Genomic DNA, 16,544 nt, shown 5'->3' with positions numbered 1-16,544 from the left:
CTAGCCGTGCCGGTCGAGGATCTTGCGGATCTCTGGGACGAGTTGGTCGCGGGGGACCTCGATTTGCGAGGGGTTTTCCTTCCACTCTTCGTGGCTCGCCGTCTCTGACAACTGGGCTCCGAGGATAAGGTCCTTGATCTGGACAACGCCGCGCTCGGCCTCGTCGCTGCCCTGGATGATGGCGGCGGGGCTTTGGCGCTTGTCGGCGTACTTGAGCTGGTTGCCGAAGTTCTTGGGGTTGCCGAGGTAGAGCTCTGCCCGGATCCCGGCGTTGCGGAGGTCGGCGACCATGCTCTGGTAGTCGGCCATGCGGGCGCGGTCCATGACGGTGACGACGACGGGGCCCTGAGCCGAGGCGCTGACGCGGTTCGTCGCGTAGAGCGCGGCGAGGAGGCGGTCGACGCCAATGGAGATGCCCGTGGCGGGGACGGACTGGCCGGTGAAGCGCTTGACGAGGTCGTCGTAGCGCCCGCCGCCCGCGACGGAACCGAACTGGCGGGGGCGGCCCTTGTCATCGGTGATCTCGAAGGTGAGTTCGGCCTCGTAGACGGGGCCGGTGTAGTAGCCGAGGCCGCGGACGGTAGATGGATCAATCAGAATGCGATCGGGACCGTAGCCTTGGGTTTCGAGTAGTTCAGCGATCTGCTCGAGTTCGTCTACACCTTCCAGACCAGTGGCGGATTCTGAAATTAGCTTTCTCAGATTTGAGAGCGTCTCCTCGTTGCTAGCCCCTCGGGCAAGCATAAAGCCAAGAATCCGGTCGATTTCCTCGTCTGTGCGGTTCCAACCATCAATGAACGCGCCGGAGTCATCGAGGCGGCCGGGACCTAATAGCTCACGAACACCCTTCTCACCGACTTTATCGAACTTATCGATTGTTCGAAGAACTGCATCCGTGACCCCTTCGTCCCAGATTTGATCGAGTTTAGAATCCAAAGACTCTTCACCTTCTGACGACCTCGTCGAACCCGCGGCACCGAAAGTAAGCTCGATTAACCCGTTGAGAACTTTGCGGTTGTTGATGCGGATCACGTATTGACCGCCGAGGCCCAGCGCCTCGAACGTGTCGGCGAGCATGGCGCAGATCTCGGCATCCGCAGCCATCGAGGCCGTGCCAACCGTATCCGCATCGCATTGATAGAACTGGCGAAACCGGCCTGGGCCGGGCTTCTCGTTGCGCCAGACGGGGCCCATCGCGTAGCGGCGATAGGGGGTTGGCAGGTCATTGCGGTGCTGGGCGTAGACGCGGGCGAGCGGGGCCGTCAGGTCGTAGCGGAGGGCCAGCCAGTCGCCATCGTCCTCTCCCGGTTCCTGGAAGGCGAAGATGCCCGCGTTGGGGCGGTCGACGTCTGGGAGGAAGGAGCCCAGCGCCTCGACCGTCTCGATGGCGGGGCTTTCCAGCACGTCGAAGCCGTAGCGGTGATAGACCTCGGCGATGGTGCGCAGCATTTCGGAGCGGGCCGTGACCTCGGCCCCGAAATAGTCCTGAAAGCCGCGCGGGTTGGCGGCGCGGGGGCGGGGGGTCTTCTTTTGCTTGGCCATTGGCGCCGTCTCCTTCGCGGGACGCCCTCTAGCGCGGCGCTTGGCCCGGGGCAACAGGCGCCGCTAGCGGCGTTCGTAGATCCCGATCTCGCCGACGATGTAGGGCGTCGTCGGCTTCGGGCCGATGGGCTTGACCAGAAGCGTGGCGAGCGGTGCGAGAATGATGGGCACCGATCCCGCCGCCTTGAGCTGGGCATTGCCGGCGCGGCAGGCGGTCAGAAGCGCGGCGCGTTCGAAATCGGGCGGGTCGGAGAGCTTTTCGGAATCGAAGCCGGTGGTCGCGTTCCGCTCGGCGATGATGCGGACAAGCGGGAAGGCCCGGTCCTGCGGGCCAGGTTCGGTATCCATGCCGCAATAGACGTCATAGCGCAGCATTTGCATCGCGGCGGTGGCCACCGCGTTTTCGCAATCGGGCTGCTGGAGGATCCAGGCGATGGCGTCGGTCGCCTCCCGGCGGCCGTAATCGAGCCCGGTCACGACGGCCCGCCAGAGGCCGGGATCGCGCTGGATCGCCAGCCAGTCGGTCAGCCCGTCGAGGCCCTGAACGAACCGCAGGCGGGCATCGGCGGCGGGGTTTGGGTAGGTCGCGAGATCACCCATCCGGGCGACCTTTTCGACCAGCTCCTCGTGCATCCGCTCGAATTCTTCCTGGGCCTGTTCGATACGATGGGTGCGGCGCAGCATCCGCATGTAGCCGAAATAGACGCCTGCGCCGAGGACGAGGATCAGGATGACATCTTGCATGATCGCGTCGCGCGGGGCTCCGCTCTGGGACAGGAAGGACGACCGGACCGACTCGGCACAGAAACAAACGGGATCGCCATAGCCGATCCGGCCGGAAAGCTCACCCCTGCCCGATCAGGCCCAGCCGAGAAACGTATCCTCGTCGAGAAGCGTGTTCATCGCGGGGCGGCGGCCCTTGGGGGAAACCGTGAGCGTCGAGACCGGCGCGCAGACAATGGGTTCGACGCCCACGGCCCGTAGCTGCATGTTGGCCTCGAGGCAGGCATTGAGGAGGCCTGCACGGTTGAAGGTCGGCGCATCGGCGAGCTTGTGCGTTGGAAAGCCTTCGTTGGCGTCGCGTTCGGCGATGGTGCGGATCAGGCCATAGGCCGGGTCTTCGATGCCGGGATCGCGGGCGAGGCCGCAGTAATAGTCGTAGCCCAGCATCTCCATCGCCGCGGCGGCGACGGCGTTCTGGCAATCGGGCTGTTTGAGGATCCAGGCGACGGCGCCGAACGTCGAAGGAAGTTCGTAATTGAGGCTGGTGACGACGTCGTGCCAGAGCGCCTGATCGCGATCCTCGGCCAGCCATTCGATCAGGTTGTCGAGGTTGCGGATATGGCTCAGATCGCCTTTTCCGTTGGGTCTGGCGCGGCGCGGGCGGGACAGAACGGCGGCGGGTGGCGTCAGATGCGTGCCCCCTGCCCTGCGTGTTGGTGACCCGCTGGCGCCTCTCATGCGCCCGAAGATGCGGGCAATTCCGACAACACAGGCAGACACCACGACGGCAAGGAAAATCTGCTGATCCATGGGGACTCGTACTTCGCTGGTGCTGAACGAGATTGGCGCCAGAGTGTGACCGCAATGAGGCTGGTTAATAGCTACAAATCGACCTTTTCTAGATCGGCAGCTCGGTCGTCGACTTGAGTTCCTTGAGCGACAGCGACGATGTGACCGACCGAACGAAGGGCGCAGCGAGGAGGCTGCGGGACATAAAGTCCTGATATGCCTCGACATCTTTGCAGCGGATCTTGAGCAGGTAGTCTCCCGTTCCGGTGATGGCGTGTGCCTCAAGAATCTCGGGAGAGGTTCGGATGACGCGGCCGAACCCATCGAGCGAGGCCTCGCTGTGATCGGCCAGCTTCACCGTTGCGAAGACACAAAGCGGCACACCCGCCTTGCGGGGGTCGAGGAGAGCGACGCGGGCGGTGATCAGCCCGGCCTTGTCGAGCTCGGCGATGCGGCGCCAGACGGTGCTTTGGGCGGCGCCAACGGCCTCGGCGAGTTCGCCGACGGGGCGGCTGGCGTCGCGTTGGAGTTCTCGCAGGATACGCCGTTCGAGATCACTCAGTTTCATCTTTCGAGGGTATGCGAAATGGTTGTTTCCTTCAAACGGTTCTCGCGAGGCATTTTGAACCGCTTTCTCCCAGGGGATCTGCGAGAGTCTTTCTAAAGGAGGACGAATGATGTCGAAGACGAGCGGGTATGCCTCGAAAGAGGCGGATGCGAACGGCGTTTACACCTACGATGACGCGGATCGGGCGGTCTGGAAGACGCTGTTCGAGCGGCAGATGACGGCGCTTGACGGCAAGGCGGCGCCGGAATTTCTGGCGCGGGTCAAGGTGTTGGGGTTGAACGCGGAGGAGGTGCCGCAGATCAAGGCGGTGGATGCGCGGCTGAGAGAGCTTTCGGGGGCCGGGGTCGAGGGGGTGCCGGCGATCATCCCGCCCTCGCAGTTCTTCGAGCTGCTGAGCCGCCGGCGGTTTCCGGTGGCGACGTTCCTGCGGCGGCGGGAACATCTTGATTACATTGAGGAACCGGATCTGTTTCACGAGGTGTTCGGCCATTGCCCGCTGCTGACCGATCCAGATTATGCGGCCTTTATCGAAGGGTTCGGGAAGAAGGCGGTGGCGCTGGACAAGTCTTACCGCTGGCACCTGTTTCGGCTGTTCTGGTTCACGGTCGAGTTCGGGATGATGGAGACGCAGGATGGGCTGCGGGCCTATGGGGCGGGGATCGTGTCGTCGCCCGCCGAAGCGAAACATGCCTGCGGCGGAGCGGCGGAGATCCTGCCTTTCGATCTGATGACGGTCTTGCGAACGCCCTACCGGATCGACATCGTTCAGCCGGTTTACTTTAAAATCAAGGACTTCGCGGAGCTGCGGGCCTGCCTCGACGCGGATTTCGCGGCGCTGATCGCAGAGGCGAAGCGGCTGGGGGATCTGCCCGCGCGGTTCGACGAAGCCGCCTGACCTTGGCGGGGCGGCCCGGACCGCTTAGAGCGGAGGGATGGATGATCGTCTGACCGCCATCGAGGAGACCCTGGCCGAGCTTTTGCGGAGCGTCGACGAGATGTCGGCGGTCGTGGCAAAGCAAGATGCGGAGATCGCGCGGCTGACGGCGCGGGTCGAGTATCTGATGCGCAGGCAGGCGGAGGCCGAGGCCGGTGCCGAAGGCGGCGTGGTCGTGGGAGATGAGCGGCCGCCGCATTGGTGAGTGCCGCAGGTCTTAACCGTTTCTGAGCGGTGCGGCGGGACGATTGGCGCCGCGCAATGCGACTCACCCGTTAATGCTGGCTGGAGCCGCGAATTCGGGCTGCGGCATCCCGTCGGCGTTTGGTCGGCATCACGTCGGAGGTTCGAACCAGGTTCGGGCGGTTAACCCACCGTACCGGGGAGAGACGCGCAACGGGATTGTTTTCCATTTCGAGACAATCACCTCTTGATCAGATTCAGTGTTGAGTTGGAGATCTGGGGAGATCCGCGCGATGCGCGCGGACGCCCCTGCGGGGAGCGGGACGCGGCAGGCAGGTGGGTCTCCTGGTGTGGAGAGGTTGGGAAAGGTTCGCGTGGGGGAGGTCTTCGATCGTTCGGACCTACGGTCCTCAGCCTCCGGCGGGAGTATTTTGGGCCAGATGAAGGGGGGGCTTTGTTCCGGGAATGGGGCGTTAAGGTTGATGGGTTTTAGGGTTAGTGGCGGTGTCGGCGCGCTGGGAGCGGTGGCACCGGGTGGGGACGTCTGGACTGGTGCAGCTCTTTATTGCGCGCGACAGTCAGCGGGGTCTTGGATCGCCTAGGGCGGCGGACCGATTGAGGTCCCGGGGGATTTCGGGGCGGTTTCGATGACGTGGGCGACCTCAATCGCCTTTTCGGCCAGGAATGGGTCGGTGGTGTCCGCCAAGGCGAAAGAGTGGATGCGATCGTGCAGGTCGGGCGCGGTGTAGAACGGGTAGGACGGCGCATCGTCGGGCCAGAAGGCATCGATCCAGATGCCGGGCTGTTTTGCATCGCACCAATCGTGCCAGAGCTGGGTGACGAGGCGGTCGATCGGCCAGGCATGGACCTGCTGGAAGAGGTCGGGGACGCGCCATCCCGCGATGCCGAACATGCAGAGGATATCATCGAGGTAATAGGCGCCCCCCGGGCGGTGCTGGTCGAGGGTGAGGCGCTGGAAGCGGTCGAGGACGGTCCATTCCCCGGACGTCCAGTTCTCCGGATTGCCTGTGGGGAAACGGTTCAGGGCGACCTCGTTGCCGACGGAAGAGACCTCTTCACCGGCCGCGAGCGCGTCGAGGATGCGAGGGAGGAGGAAGGCCCAGATGTCTTTGGCGAGCGGGATGTCGGCGGCGGCGAAGTACCAGTCGCGGAGGTAGTGGAACGGGAGGCCCTGCTGGCCGTGGTTGAAGAAGTCCGCTTCGATCTGCGGGTCCATGCAGCACTCGCAGACGCCGGTTCCGGCGGGGACCGGGCGTTTGAAGACGCGGTAGCCCTCTTCGATCAGCGGATGGAAGGGGCTGTCCTCGGGGGTGTGGCCGTCGGGGCCGCGGGTCTTGGGGCGGAGTTTTGCCATAACTCTATGCATACGGATCCGGACCCGGAGGGGAAGGGCCGGCTTTGCGCCGGCCCCGCCTGTCTTCTGCGGGAGCTATTTCAGGACGGCCGGGATCGGAGGCGTTCCTGTCAGGCCGACCCCCGCTTTGACCTCTTCCGCGGTGCTGGCCACGCCGAGGAAGTTGTTCATCGCGGCGTAGTACTGGCCCATATGGTCGCTCAGCAGCTGGCCGATATGCTTGCCGTTGACCTGGGTGTTCGAGGCAAGCTCGGCCAGGACGGCGACCCAGGTTGTGACGATCACCCCGGCGGCCGACAGACGCTGCATGGTCACGTCGGTGATCAGCGGGTTGAAATCGGCGCAGGCATCGATGACGACGTAGGTCTCGTACCCGTCGCGGAGCGCGGAGATTGCGGGGAACGCCGCGCAGACCTCTGTCGCCAACCCGGAGATGACCAGCTTTTTGCGGCCCGTCGCCTCGACCGCCTTGCGCGATGCCTCGTCCTTCCAGAAATTGACGAAGGGCCGGTCGATCACGTCGACCTCGGGGAAGATCGCCTTCAGCTCGGGCATGGTGGGGCCGTTCGGGCCGGTGGGCCAGCTGGTGCCCATAAGGACGGGGATATCGAACGCCTTGGCCGTGCGGGCGTGGCCGAGGATGTTGTTCTTGAGTTGCAAGGGATCGATCGAGGTCAGGAACTGCATCAGCCCGACCTGATGGTCGATCATCAGAAACACGCAATTGTCGGGGGTGAGATCGGAACTGGGGAGCGACATATTTCTAATCTCCTTTGGACGGCTTGAAACGCCGGAGCCAAGCGGGCAGATCTGTCCGATGGCACCGACAGAACGCGACATGGCCCAAGAAGGCCTTGAAACAATTGCACAAATCTGGGCTGCCGCGTTGGCAGAAACGGGATGATCATCGGCGACCTCATCGATGCGCGTATCCTGACGGAGCTGCGGAACCGGGGCAGTTTCAACGGGGCGGCCCGCGCGTTGCGCCTGCCGACGACGACGGTGAGCCGGCGGATCGCCAAGATGGAGGAACGGGCGGGGTTGCGGCTGTTCGACCGGACCTCGCGGTCGGTACGGATCACCGAGGCCGGGATCGTCGCGGCCGGGCACGCGACCGAGATGCTGACCCAGGCGGAGGCGGCGGATCTGTCGATCGACAATCTGCGCGAAAGGCCGGCGGGGCTGATCACGATCAGCACGCCGGTGATCTTCGGGCAGGCGAGCCTGGGGCCGATCATGACGGGGTTTCTGCGGCGCTATCCGGAGTGTGCGTTCAGCGTCGATCTGTGCGACCGCCATGTGGATCTGGTGGAGGAGTGCGTCGATGTCGCGATCCGCATCGGGCCGCCGGAGGATGACGAGATCATCATCAAGCCGCTGGGGGTGGTCTTTGCGTATCTCTATCGCTCTGCGGCGCATCCGGCGCCGGAGGATGCCGATCAGCTTGGGGGTCTGCCGATCGGTCTGTTGCATCCCGGGTTCGGGCAGGCGCCGTCGCTGGTTCTGACCTCGGCGACAGGACACGAGCGCGACATTCCGGTCGCGCCCAGGCTTGTCGCGATGAACCCCTGGCTTTTGCAGGAGGCGGCGCTTGACAGCGATCTGGTGGTTGTCCTGCCGGAGATCGTGGCACGGGAGGCGGTGGCTGACGGGCGGCTGAGGCGTGTCTTGCCCGGCTGGTGGGTGCGCCGGGCCCCGGTAAATCTGGCCTTCACGTCAAGACGGCTGATGCGGCCGGCGGTCCGGGCCTTCGTCGACTACGCCGCCGAGGAGGTCCCGCAGCGGTTGGACGAAGAGGTCGGGTCGGGCACCCCCTGAGCTGGGTCGTTGGGTCTTATCGGAGCAGAGCGTTGTCTTGCGCTGCGCAGTTGCGATCGATCTGAGCCCGGGCCGTTGCGAGAAGCGGGTCGAGATCAGAGAAGAACTGGCTGATCTTGGCCCGCCCGCCCGGAGCGAAGGTGAGGTGATACTCCATCGTTTCTGTCGCGCGCTCGATCGCCTTGAGATGCGTCCAGCGATATTCTCTCTGGGCAAGCGTCCAGTGGGTGACGGACAGCGAATGGGCATCGTAGGCAACTCGCGCGCGGAGAAACCACAGGGCATTCTTGAGAAAGAAGAGCGCAAGGCCACCTGTCAGGGCGCCCCCCCAGAGATCGGCCAGCCGGGTCGCCGCCCAGCCGAACGCAGAGGACAAAGCGAGGCAGGCGGTGAGGCCGAGCCAGAAGGCCCCGGGTTTGAGGAAGAGAACCCTCTGTCCGGCCAGGATCTGTTCAGTCCGGTCCCGGCCGCGTCCGGCCAACCGGATGGCAAGCGCGCTGAGGAGAAGGACGCCGCCGAACGGAAGGACAATTTCGATCGCGATCCGTTGTGCGATCTCGTTTTCGGAAAGGAGCGCGGTGATCCGGGAGACGATTTGTGGGTCGGTCAGAATCAGCCAGGCTGTGACGGCGAGACCGAGAAGGAGGAGTGACAGAAGGAGAGGTTTCAGCGCTTTGCGCATCCGGGGGCCTGTCGCTTGAGGTTCAGATCCAGTGATCGGGAGGGAATGGGGCGGCAGGATGGCGGGTGCTGTTCTGTCCGGTCGGTTGGGATGGTTCGCGCAGCGGAGGTCTCAGACCCTTCGGACCTGAAAAGCTCCATTGGAGCTTTTCCGGGACGGTCCTCAGCCTCCGGCGGGAGTATTTGGGGCCAGATGAAGGAGAGGGCTTTGCTCCGGGGGGAGGCGTTAAGGTTAACGGGTGTTGAGGTTAATCATGCTGGGGACGTCTGATGGCGGAGCGGCGGGCGCGTCCGGTCCGTGGTTTGGGTGGTTCGTGTGGGTTGGGTGCCGTGGGCGACGTACCCTGGTGATCGGTATTCAGTATGTGAGACTGTTTCTCCCGTGGCCGAAATCGGGGATGCTCCGGGGAGCTGATCGAACAGCGGTCCGATCGGTAGGGCCTGATTTTGGATATGAGCGCAGAGCGGACGGATGGAACCGTCATGACCCGATTTGCCGCGGTCCTTCTTGCGTTGGTGCTGTCAATTCAGGCCACGGATTTGAGCGCCTGCATCATGTGGCAGCGGCAGGACTTTCGCGATGTTCTGAGTGCCGATCTGGTCGTGGAGGGGAGTGTCGAAACCTATGAGATCGTCCGGGGGGACCATTCGCTCGGACAACATGCAAGGATCGGCTTTGCGGTCGACAGGGTTTTCCACGGTAGGGCGGAGGACAGGATCGTGTTTCTTTGGTTCAACTCCACATTCGGGCTGCCGGAGAACCTTGATCAAGAGATCCCGGTGGTCGTCGCGCTTTGGACCTATGAGACGTTGGGTTCGCAATCGCATTGGCCGCTGCCGCCGCGCCTAGATCTGGACACGCTGATCGTCGTCCAGAAGCCCTGTTCCGCGCCGTTCATGTTCGACGCGCGGGACCGGGAGGGGCGGGCTTTGCGCGGCATCTTCAACGGATTTGGGCAGAGGCATATCGAGGCGGCCGTTGCAGCGCTCTTTCTGGGACGGGACTTTCCCTAGGGACGGCAAAGTGGCGGACGGGTTCGAAACCAGACGGCGTGCCGTCAGGCATCCTCGACAGCCACCACGCCCGGGAGAGACTTCACCGCACCCTTTATTTGGGGGGTGACGGGATAGTCGCGGCCGGTTTCTATTTCGACCTCTCCGGGCAGGGTGTCGTCCATCAGGACGAGGATGACCGGGCCCTTGCCCGCGCGGAGGACCGTCTTGGCGGCGTCTTCGAGGACATTCGCGATGGTGGGGACGGCGTCGGGGTTGTCGATGAAGACCTTGAGGCCGGTCGAGCCTGCCTCGGCCACAGCGAGGTCGATGGGCGCGGCGGAGCGGCCGAGGAGCTTGAGCTGGTCGGCCTCCATCGTTGCCTCGACCTGTAGGACGACCTGGGCGCCGGTTTCGAGGTAGTCGCGGGCGGCCTCGAGCGTGTCGGAGAAGAGCGTGACCTCGTATTGGCCCGTCGGATCGGAGAGCTGGACGAAGGCGAAGCGGTTGCCGCGGGCCGACTTGCGCTCCTGCCGGCCGGCGACGGTGCCGGCCATCTTGACGATGGCGGGGCCCTGTTCGACGCGCTTGGTGACCTCGTCGAGGGTAAGGACCTGCTTGCGCTTGAGCGGCGCCATGTAATCATCGAGCGGGTGGCCGGAGAGGTAGAAGCCCACCGCCTGAAACTCCTCGGACAGGCGTTCGGCGGGCAGCCAGTCCTGCACCGGGGAGAGGCGCGGTTCGGGCAGGTCGTCGCCCGCCTCGCCGAAAAGCGAGGTCTGGTTTGAGCCGCGCTGGTCGTGGATCGCCGCGGAATAGGCGGTGAGCGCGTCGAGGCTGTCGAAGATACGACGGCGGTTGGGGTCGAGCTGGTCGAAGGCCCCTGCCCTCGCCAGCATCTCGAGCGGGCGCTTGCCGACGCGCTTGAGGTCGACGCGGCGGGCGAGGTCGTAGATATTGACGAAGGGTTTGTTCGCGCGACCTTCGGTGATGAGCTTCATTGCCTCGACGCCGACATTCTTGAGCGCGCCGAGGGCGTAGAGGAGCGTGCCGTCGCGAACGGTGAAGGTCGCCTCTGACCGGTTGACGCAGGGCGGCTGCCAGGGGAGGCCGAGGCCCTTCTTCACCTCCTGGAAGTAGACGGCGAGCTTGTCGGTCAGGTGGATGTCGCAGTTCATGACGCCGGCCATGAACTCCACGGGGTGGTTCGCCTTGAGCCAGGCGGTCTGGTAGCTGACCACGGCGTAGGCGGCGGCGTGGGATTTGTTGAAGCCGTAATTGGCGAACTTGTCGAGGAGGTTCCAGACCTCGAGCGCTTTCTTCTCATTGACGCCGTTTTCCTTCGACCCGGCGAGGAACTTCGGGCGTTCGGCATCCATCGCCGCCTGGATCTTCTTACCCATGGCGCGGCGCAGCATGTCGGCGCCGCCCAGCGAGTAGCCCGCCATTTTCCGGGCGATCTCCATCACCTGTTCCTGGTAGACGATGATCCCTTGGGTTTCGTCGAGGATCGGGTCGATCAGGGGATGGATGCTTTCGCGGTCGGTCAGGCCATTCTTGACCTCGCAGAATTTCGGGATGTTTTCCATCGGGCCGGGGCGGTAGAGCGCGACGAGGGCGATGATGTCTTCGATGCAGTCGGGCTTCATGCGGCGGAGCGCATCCATCATGCCCGAGCTTTCCACCTGGAAGACGGCGACCGTCTTGGCGGCGGCGTAGAGCTTGTAGCTGGCCGCGTCGTCGAGGGGGATCGCGCCGATATCGTTTTCGGTGCCAGGAGCGGGGTCGTAGAGGTCGGTGCCGTCCGCGGCCGTGTGGATCGGCCGGGTCGCCGTGATGAGGTCGACGGCGTTCTGGATGACGGTCAGCGTCTTGAGGCCGAGGAAGTCGAACTTGACGAGGCCCGCCTGTTCGACCCATTTCATGTTGAACTGGGTCGCGGGCATGTCGGAGCGCGGGTCCTGATAGAGCGGCACCAGCTTGTCGAGGGGACGGTCGCCGATAACGACGCCCGCGGCGTGGGTGGAGGCGTTGCGCAGCAGCCCTTCGAGCTGCTGGGCGTAGGTGAGGAGGCGGTCCACGACCTCTTCGTTCTTGGCTTCCTCGCGCAGGCGGGGTTCGTCGGCCAGCGCCTTTTCGATGGAGACGGGTTTGACGCCTTCGACCGGGATCATCTTCGACAGGCGGTCGACCTGGCCGTAGGGCATCTGCAGGACGCGGCCCACGTCGCGGACGGCAGCCTTGGAGAGCAGCGCGCCGAAGGTGATGATCTGGCCGACCCGGTCGCGGCCGTATTTCTCCTGTACGTAGCGGATGACCTCTTCCCGCCGGTCCATGCAGAAGTCGATGTCGAAGTCGGGCATCGAGATCCGCTCGGGGTTGAGGAAGCGTTCGAAGAGGAGGGAGTAGCGGAGGGGATCGAGGTCGGTGATCGTGAGCGCATAGGCGACGAGCGAGCCCGCGCCGGAGCCGCGGCCGGGACCGACGGGGATGTCCTTTTCCTTGGCCCATTTGATGAAGTCGGCGACGATCAGGAAATAGCCGGGAAAGCCCATGCCCTCGATGATCTTGAGTTCGAAGTCGAGGCGCTTTTCGTAATCTTCCACGGGCGCGGCGTGGGGGATGACGGCGAGGCGGGCCTTGAGGCCGTCCTGCGCCTGACGGCGCAGTTCCTCGACCTCGTCGTCAGCGAATTTGGGGAGGATCGGATCGCGGGTGGTTGCCTTGAAGGCGCAGCGTTTCGCGATCTCGACGGTGTTTTCGAGCGCTTCGGGGAGGTCGGCGAAGAGGGCGGCCATCTCCTCCTGACTTTTGAAGTAATGCTCCGGGGTGAGGCGGCGGCGGGGGTCGTTCTGGTCGACATAGGCGCCGTCGGCGATGCAGAGGAGCGCATCATGCGCCTCGTAGAGGTCCGGTTTGGGGAAGTGGACGTCGTTGGTGGCGACGAGCGGGAGGCCCATCGCGTAGGCCATTTCGACATGACCGCGTTCGACCAGCCGCTCGTCGCTCCCTTGCGGGCGCTCCTCGCTGGGGTGGCGCTGGAGTTCGACATAGAGGCGGGTCGGGTAGATGGCGGCGAGGCGGGTGAGGAGCGCCTCGGCCCTGGGCCTTTGGCCCGCGGCAAGGAGTTTGCCAATCGGGCCGGTTAGGCCGCCGGTGAGCGCGATGAGGCCGGCACCGTGTTGGGCGAGTTCGTCCACGGTGACTTGCGGGAGCTCGCCTGCGGCGTCGAGATAGGCGCAGGAGTTGAGCGCCATCAGGTTCTCATAGCCCTCCTCGGACTGGGCGAGGAGGACGATGGGGGCGGGGGGCTCGGGGCGCTTGCCCGGTTCGGGGTCGAGGTACTGCAGATCGATCTGGCAGCCGAGGATGGGCTGGATTCCGGCCTTCTTGGCGCCTTCGGAGAATTCGAGCGCGCAGAACATGTTGTTGGTGTCGGTGACGGCGACGGCGGGCATTTGATGCTTCGCCGCGAGCCCGGGGAGGGCTTTGACCGGCACGGCCCCTTCCAGGAGCGAGTATTCGGTGTGGCAACGGAGGTGGATGAATCGGGGGGCGCTCATGTCGGCGAGGTTAGCGGGGGCTGCGTGGCAGATGTAGGGGGGAAAATGGCGGAGGGTGCATTTTCTTGTGGGTAAGGGTGCCTCCGGCGGGAGTATTTGAGGCCAGATGAAGAGGCACGGCGCCTGAGGGGGCGGGGTTTCTTGCGGGCGAGGCGTCAAGGTTAATGGCTGAGGTGGTAGGCGGGAGCGCCATGGGAAAGTGCGTCTTGTGGGGCGGTTCCGTCCGATTGGGGACGTGGGATTCGGGGATTAAGGTTAACGGCGAAAGCCCAAAGGGGGTGGGCTCAAGCTCGGGCGTGATCGGCGCGAGGGATGTCAGGTTCCGCGGTCGGATCAGGAGGAGGTTTGGCGGGTCCATGTTGCTCGGGTCAGCCGGTAGCTGAAGGTCGCGACGGGTGGAGCGCCGAGAAATCCGAGAGGTTCTTCCCGGACGAAGCGGGCGCCGAGTTTGGCGGTCGCTTTCTGCGAGCGGATGTTGGTGGGCGCGATGTGGAACCAGACCTCTGGGACGTGGGCGAAGGCGTGGTCGAGCATGAGGCGCTTGACCTCGCGGTTGGCGCCGGTGCCCCAGTAGCTGTGGTGGAGGAAGGTGAAGCCGATGCCGATCCCATCCTCCTCGCCCGGGACGGGGTAGTAGCGGGAGCAGCCGGTGATCCGGTCCTGCGCGCGGTCGGTGAGGGTGAGCGTGCCCCCTGCGGCGAGGAGCTTTTCGGCGTAGGGGGTGAAGATTTCGGGTTTGTACCGGTCCGTCGCGGGATGCCCGGCCCAGGTGACGGGGTCGCTCACGGCTTCGGTGAGCGCGGGAATGTCCCCGGCCCGGAGAGGTGCCAGGCGGAAGGTCGGACCGTCGAGGGTTGGAGGCGGGTCGAAGGGGGGCATGGAGACCGGATCGCCCGGAAAGCGATCCGGTTCAAGGTGGTTACTTGAGCCAGACCGCGCCGGAATTGCAGAGCGCGCGGCAATCGGTGGCGTCTTTGCCACGGTCACTGGCGAGCATCAGGGAAAACGTGCCGGGACCGGTGAAGCGCGGGTCGTCGCAATCCCCATCGCGGGCATAGGGGGAGCTGTCGTCGCCGTATTCGATCCGGCGGCACTGCGCCCGGTCCCATTGGGCACGGCTGCGGGCGGGGCGGATCTGCTCGGCCTGATAGAGGGTGGCGCAGTCGGTGGAATCGGACTTGATGTTCGAGCTTCTCAGTTGATCGGCCATGCCGGCGCCGGTGAAGCGCGGGTCGTCACATTCGCCGTCGTTGGCGAATCGGCTGCTGTTGGTGCCGAAATCGATGCCGTCGACGACCAGCGGCGCGCAGGCGGCGAGGAGGAGAAGCGCGGTGAGCGCCGCGGGGATAGGGCGGGTCATGGGGTGGTCCTTGGGTAAGGGTTTGGTGGGAAACGAATTTACGGTTTGAAACGCGGGGAGCGTAGCTTGTGGCGCGCAGGCCGGGCTAGGCTTGCGTTAAACTCGGTTAAAGGATGTGGCGCGCGGCCCACAGCGATGGTTAGCGATATGGCTAGCTTTTGGCGCAGCAGCATGATAGTTAGCCATATGGCTAACGAATCGTCTCTCGACGCGCTCTTTGGCGCGATGGCGGATCCGACGCGGCGGGCTGTTGTTGCCCGGCTCGTGGAGGGGCCGGCGGCGGTGAAGGAGCTGCATGCGCCCCATGACATCGCGCTGCCCACCTTCCTGCGGCATCTGAAGGTGCTGGAGGCGTCGGGGCTTGTCCGGTCGGAAAAGGCGGGGCGCGTGCGAGTGGTGCATCTGGAGGCGGCGGCGCTCTCGGCGGCGGAAGGCTGGCTGCGGGATCAGCGGCGGATGTGGGAGCGGCGGCTTGACCGGCTTGAGGCGGTCGTCGCGGAGCTATCGGAAAGGACGGATGATGGCGGTTGATTTCGGGACGTTTTCTCTGGAGCGGCGCTTTGCGGTGGCGCCGGAGGTGCTGTGGCGGCTTCTGATCGAGAGCGAGGCGCGGGCGGCCTGGGGGGCACCGAGTGACGAGGACGTGCTGATCGTCGAGGAGAGCGACGTGCGCCCGGGCGGGCGGGACCGGCATCGCTGCGGGCCGCAGGACAACCCGATGTATATCGTGGATACGGTGTGGTTCCGGCTGTCCTCTCCAGAGGTCGCGGCGTTCACCGAGAGCGTCCGGGTCGAGGAGGAGTACATGACCGTCAGCCTCGTGGCCTATGACCTCGTGGCGGACGGGGATGGCACGCGGCTGAAGGTCGATGTCGCCGTCTCTTCCTTCGTCGGGCCGGACGGGATCGGGGATCATGAGAGCGGTTGGACGAGTGCTCTGGCCAGGTTGGAGCGGCTGTTGCCGGAATTGCTCGCGCCGGCGGGCTGAGACTTTCCTTGGATCATGGAAGGAGGCCAACATGGCGGTTGAGCATCAGAGTTTCACGATCGAACGGAGCATCCGCGCCTGTCCTGGCCACGTCTTTGCAGCCTGGACGGATCCGGCGCTGAAGCGGCGGTGGTTCGTGGATCACGAGGGGCCGGGTTGGGAGACACTGGACTATGCGCTCGATTTCCGGGTTGGCGGACGGGAGCACGGGCGCTGGAAGATGGCGGCGACCGACGTGACGATGGCGGGAGAGCATGCGAACGAGACGGTCTATCTCGACATCGTGGACGGCGAGCGGATCGTCTACGCCTACACGATGGCGATGGACGGGCGCGTGCATTCCGCGTCGCTGATGAGCGTGGAATTCGAGGAGTCGGGTGGCGGGACGCTGCTGCGGCTGACCGAGCAGGGCGCTTTCTTTGACGGTTCGGATGGGATTGAGCGGCGCAAGGGCGGCTGGGAGTGGCTGTTGGGCGCTTTGGCCTCGGCCCTGGCGGAGGAAGTTCAGGATGCGTGACGATGACCCGGCGGCGGTGCCGTTCGATCCGGAGCGGGATCTGCGACTGGAGCGGCAGATGGCGGTGCCGCCGGAGGCGGTCTGGCGGTGCTGGACGGAGCCGGAGCTGATCTGCCGCTGGTTTACGCCGAAACCGGTCGAGACGGTGCGGGCCGAGATGGTCGCGGCGCCCGGTGGGGCGTTCACGACGGTGATGCGGATCCCCGATCAGGGGGAGATGGAAGGCACGGGCTGCGTTCTGGTGGCCCAGCCTGCCCGGCGGCTTGTCTGGACCTCGGCACTGGCGCCCGGGTTCCGGCCGGTGCCGCCGCCGGAGCCGGGGGCGTTCGTCTTTTCGGCCGATGTGCGGATGCGGGCCATCGAGGGCGGCTGCGCCTATGAGGTGATCGTGCGGCATCTGGCGCCGGAGGACGCGCAAGCGCACGAGGCGATGGGCTTTACGACCGGCTGGGGGACGGCGGCGGCACAGTTGGAAGAGGTGGCGCGCGGGCTTTGAGGCTTGGTTTGCCG

Annotated in this window: 18 protein-coding genes; 8 read left to right on the top strand and 10 right to left on the bottom strand. The window is 64.9% G+C overall.

Annotated features, from left to right (window positions below; genetic code table 11):
- From hisS to AADZ90_RS05860, 4 genes are all read right to left on the bottom strand, one after another.
- Positions 1-1,542 (bottom strand): histidine--tRNA ligase, encoded by a 1,542-nt coding sequence (hisS, locus tag AADZ90_RS05875; protein WP_367308674.1) that lies wholly within the window; start codon positions 1,540-1,542, stop codon positions 1-3.
- A gap of 63 nt (positions 1,543-1,605) precedes the next feature.
- Positions 1,606-2,286, bottom strand: coding sequence for a hypothetical protein (locus tag AADZ90_RS05870; protein WP_367308675.1), 681 nt, complete (start codon positions 2,284-2,286; stop codon positions 1,606-1,608).
- A 114-nt stretch (positions 2,287-2,400) separates the two neighbouring features.
- On the bottom strand, positions 2,401-3,075 hold the full coding sequence (locus tag AADZ90_RS05865; RefSeq protein ID WP_367308676.1) for a hypothetical protein: 675 nt from the start codon (positions 3,073-3,075) through the stop codon (positions 2,401-2,403).
- Positions 3,076-3,163: 88 nt separating this feature from the next.
- Positions 3,164-3,622, bottom strand: a complete 459-nt coding sequence (locus tag AADZ90_RS05860) for an Lrp/AsnC family transcriptional regulator (RefSeq protein ID WP_367308677.1) — start codon at positions 3,620-3,622, stop codon at positions 3,164-3,166.
- Between the two features lie 109 nt (positions 3,623-3,731).
- Between AADZ90_RS05860 and AADZ90_RS05855 the strand changes: the two genes are divergently transcribed.
- On the top strand, positions 3,732-4,517 hold the full coding sequence (locus tag AADZ90_RS05855) for a phenylalanine 4-monooxygenase (RefSeq protein ID WP_367308678.1): 786 nt from the start codon (positions 3,732-3,734) through the stop codon (positions 4,515-4,517).
- 37 nt (positions 4,518-4,554) lie between these two features.
- Positions 4,555-4,761, top strand: coding sequence for a SlyX family protein (locus AADZ90_RS05850; protein ID WP_367308679.1), 207 nt, complete (start codon positions 4,555-4,557; stop codon positions 4,759-4,761).
- 576 nt (positions 4,762-5,337) lie between these two features.
- Here the strand turns inward: AADZ90_RS05850 and AADZ90_RS05845 are convergent.
- Positions 5,338-6,114 (bottom strand): hypothetical protein, encoded by a 777-nt coding sequence (locus AADZ90_RS05845; protein WP_367308680.1) that lies wholly within the window; start codon positions 6,112-6,114, stop codon positions 5,338-5,340.
- A gap of 75 nt (positions 6,115-6,189) precedes the next feature.
- A complete protein-coding gene (locus tag AADZ90_RS05840) occupies positions 6,190-6,873 on the bottom strand; it encodes an isochorismatase family protein (protein ID WP_367308681.1) in 684 nt (227 codons plus the stop codon).
- Between the two features lie 141 nt (positions 6,874-7,014).
- Between AADZ90_RS05840 and AADZ90_RS05835 the strand changes: the two genes are divergently transcribed.
- Positions 7,015-7,932, top strand: a complete 918-nt coding sequence (locus AADZ90_RS05835) for a LysR substrate-binding domain-containing protein (RefSeq protein WP_367308682.1) — start codon at positions 7,015-7,017, stop codon at positions 7,930-7,932.
- Between the two features lie 16 nt (positions 7,933-7,948).
- Here AADZ90_RS05835 and AADZ90_RS05830 read toward each other — a convergent pair whose 3' ends face one another.
- A complete protein-coding gene (locus AADZ90_RS05830; protein ID WP_367308683.1) occupies positions 7,949-8,614 on the bottom strand; it encodes a hypothetical protein in 666 nt (221 codons plus the stop codon).
- Between the two features lie 482 nt (positions 8,615-9,096).
- On the opposite strand from AADZ90_RS05830, the gene AADZ90_RS05825 reads away from it, so the two are divergent.
- A complete protein-coding gene (locus tag AADZ90_RS05825; protein WP_367308684.1) occupies positions 9,097-9,627 on the top strand; it encodes a hypothetical protein in 531 nt (176 codons plus the stop codon).
- A 44-nt stretch (positions 9,628-9,671) separates the two neighbouring features.
- Here the strand turns inward: AADZ90_RS05825 and dnaE are convergent, their stop codons facing one another.
- The 3 genes from dnaE to AADZ90_RS05810 all read right to left on the bottom strand — a co-directional run bounded on the left by dnaE (position 9,672) and on the right by AADZ90_RS05810 (position 14,529).
- Positions 9,672-13,169, bottom strand: coding sequence for a DNA polymerase III subunit alpha (dnaE, locus tag AADZ90_RS05820; protein WP_367308685.1), 3,498 nt, complete (start codon positions 13,167-13,169; stop codon positions 9,672-9,674).
- A gap of 333 nt (positions 13,170-13,502) precedes the next feature.
- A complete protein-coding gene (locus tag AADZ90_RS05815; protein WP_367308686.1) occupies positions 13,503-14,048 on the bottom strand; it encodes a GNAT family N-acetyltransferase in 546 nt (181 codons plus the stop codon).
- Between the two features lie 40 nt (positions 14,049-14,088).
- Positions 14,089-14,529, bottom strand: a complete 441-nt coding sequence (locus AADZ90_RS05810) for a hypothetical protein (protein WP_367308687.1) — start codon at positions 14,527-14,529, stop codon at positions 14,089-14,091.
- Between the two features lie 186 nt (positions 14,530-14,715).
- On the opposite strand from AADZ90_RS05810, the gene AADZ90_RS05805 reads away from it, so the two are divergent.
- From AADZ90_RS05805 to AADZ90_RS05790, 4 genes are read left to right on the top strand one after another with little or no spacing between them, the layout of a single operon-like run.
- On the top strand, positions 14,716-15,060 hold the full coding sequence (locus tag AADZ90_RS05805) for an ArsR/SmtB family transcription factor (RefSeq protein WP_367308688.1): 345 nt from the start codon (positions 14,716-14,718) through the stop codon (positions 15,058-15,060).
- Positions 15,050-15,517 (top strand): SRPBCC domain-containing protein, encoded by a 468-nt coding sequence (locus AADZ90_RS05800; RefSeq protein ID WP_367308689.1) that lies wholly within the window; start codon positions 15,050-15,052, stop codon positions 15,515-15,517. Before AADZ90_RS05805 ends, AADZ90_RS05800 begins: the two co-directional genes overlap by 11 nt.
- A 31-nt stretch (positions 15,518-15,548) precedes the next feature.
- On the top strand, positions 15,549-16,034 hold the full coding sequence (locus AADZ90_RS05795) for an SRPBCC family protein (protein WP_367308690.1): 486 nt from the start codon (positions 15,549-15,551) through the stop codon (positions 16,032-16,034).
- Positions 16,027-16,530, top strand: coding sequence for an SRPBCC domain-containing protein (locus tag AADZ90_RS05790; protein ID WP_367308691.1), 504 nt, complete (start codon positions 16,027-16,029; stop codon positions 16,528-16,530). Before AADZ90_RS05795 ends, AADZ90_RS05790 begins: the two co-directional genes overlap by 8 nt.
- Positions 16,531-16,544 lie beyond the last annotated feature (14 nt).

This window comes from Aestuariibius violaceus, from assembly GCF_040779325.2.
Lineage (GTDB): Bacteria > Pseudomonadota > Alphaproteobacteria > Rhodobacterales > Rhodobacteraceae > Aestuariibius > Aestuariibius violaceus.
Note: the sequence above shows the minus strand (reverse complement) of the source record. Positions and strands in the feature narration are given on the sequence as shown.

What these genes read in the sequence shown, in the direction of transcription:
- hisS (WP_367308674.1), bottom strand. Translation starts at nt 1,542, where the DNA reads ATGGCCAAGCAAAAGAAGACCCCCCGCCCCCGCGCCGCCAACCCGCGC.
- AADZ90_RS05870 (WP_367308675.1), bottom strand. Translation starts at nt 2,286, where the DNA reads ATGCAAGATGTCATCCTGATCCTCGTCCTCGGCGCAGGCGTCTATTTC.
- AADZ90_RS05865 (WP_367308676.1), bottom strand. Translation starts at nt 3,075, where the DNA reads ATGGATCAGCAGATTTTCCTTGCCGTCGTGGTGTCTGCCTGTGTTGTC.
- AADZ90_RS05860 (WP_367308677.1), bottom strand. Translation starts at nt 3,622, where the DNA reads ATGAAACTGAGTGATCTCGAACGGCGTATCCTGCGAGAACTCCAACGC.
- AADZ90_RS05855 (WP_367308678.1), top strand. Translation starts at nt 3,732, where the DNA reads ATGTCGAAGACGAGCGGGTATGCCTCGAAAGAGGCGGATGCGAACGGC.
- AADZ90_RS05850 (WP_367308679.1), top strand. Translation starts at nt 4,555, where the DNA reads ATGGATGATCGTCTGACCGCCATCGAGGAGACCCTGGCCGAGCTTTTG.
- AADZ90_RS05845 (WP_367308680.1), bottom strand. Translation starts at nt 6,114, where the DNA reads ATGGCAAAACTCCGCCCCAAGACCCGCGGCCCCGACGGCCACACCCCC.
- AADZ90_RS05840 (WP_367308681.1), bottom strand. Translation starts at nt 6,873, where the DNA reads ATGTCGCTCCCCAGTTCCGATCTCACCCCCGACAATTGCGTGTTTCTG.
- AADZ90_RS05835 (WP_367308682.1), top strand. Translation starts at nt 7,015, where the DNA reads ATGATCATCGGCGACCTCATCGATGCGCGTATCCTGACGGAGCTGCGG.
- AADZ90_RS05830 (WP_367308683.1), bottom strand. Translation starts at nt 8,614, where the DNA reads ATGCGCAAAGCGCTGAAACCTCTCCTTCTGTCACTCCTCCTTCTCGGT.
- AADZ90_RS05825 (WP_367308684.1), top strand. Translation starts at nt 9,097, where the DNA reads ATGACCCGATTTGCCGCGGTCCTTCTTGCGTTGGTGCTGTCAATTCAG.
- dnaE (WP_367308685.1), bottom strand. Translation starts at nt 13,169, where the DNA reads ATGAGCGCCCCCCGATTCATCCACCTCCGTTGCCACACCGAATACTCG.
- AADZ90_RS05815 (WP_367308686.1), bottom strand. Translation starts at nt 14,048, where the DNA reads ATGCCCCCCTTCGACCCGCCTCCAACCCTCGACGGTCCGACCTTCCGC.
- AADZ90_RS05810 (WP_367308687.1), bottom strand. Translation starts at nt 14,529, where the DNA reads ATGACCCGCCCTATCCCCGCGGCGCTCACCGCGCTTCTCCTCCTCGCC.
- AADZ90_RS05805 (WP_367308688.1), top strand. Translation starts at nt 14,716, where the DNA reads ATGGCTAACGAATCGTCTCTCGACGCGCTCTTTGGCGCGATGGCGGAT.
- AADZ90_RS05800 (WP_367308689.1), top strand. Translation starts at nt 15,050, where the DNA reads ATGGCGGTTGATTTCGGGACGTTTTCTCTGGAGCGGCGCTTTGCGGTG.
- AADZ90_RS05795 (WP_367308690.1), top strand. Translation starts at nt 15,549, where the DNA reads ATGGCGGTTGAGCATCAGAGTTTCACGATCGAACGGAGCATCCGCGCC.
- AADZ90_RS05790 (WP_367308691.1), top strand. Translation starts at nt 16,027, where the DNA reads ATGCGTGACGATGACCCGGCGGCGGTGCCGTTCGATCCGGAGCGGGAT.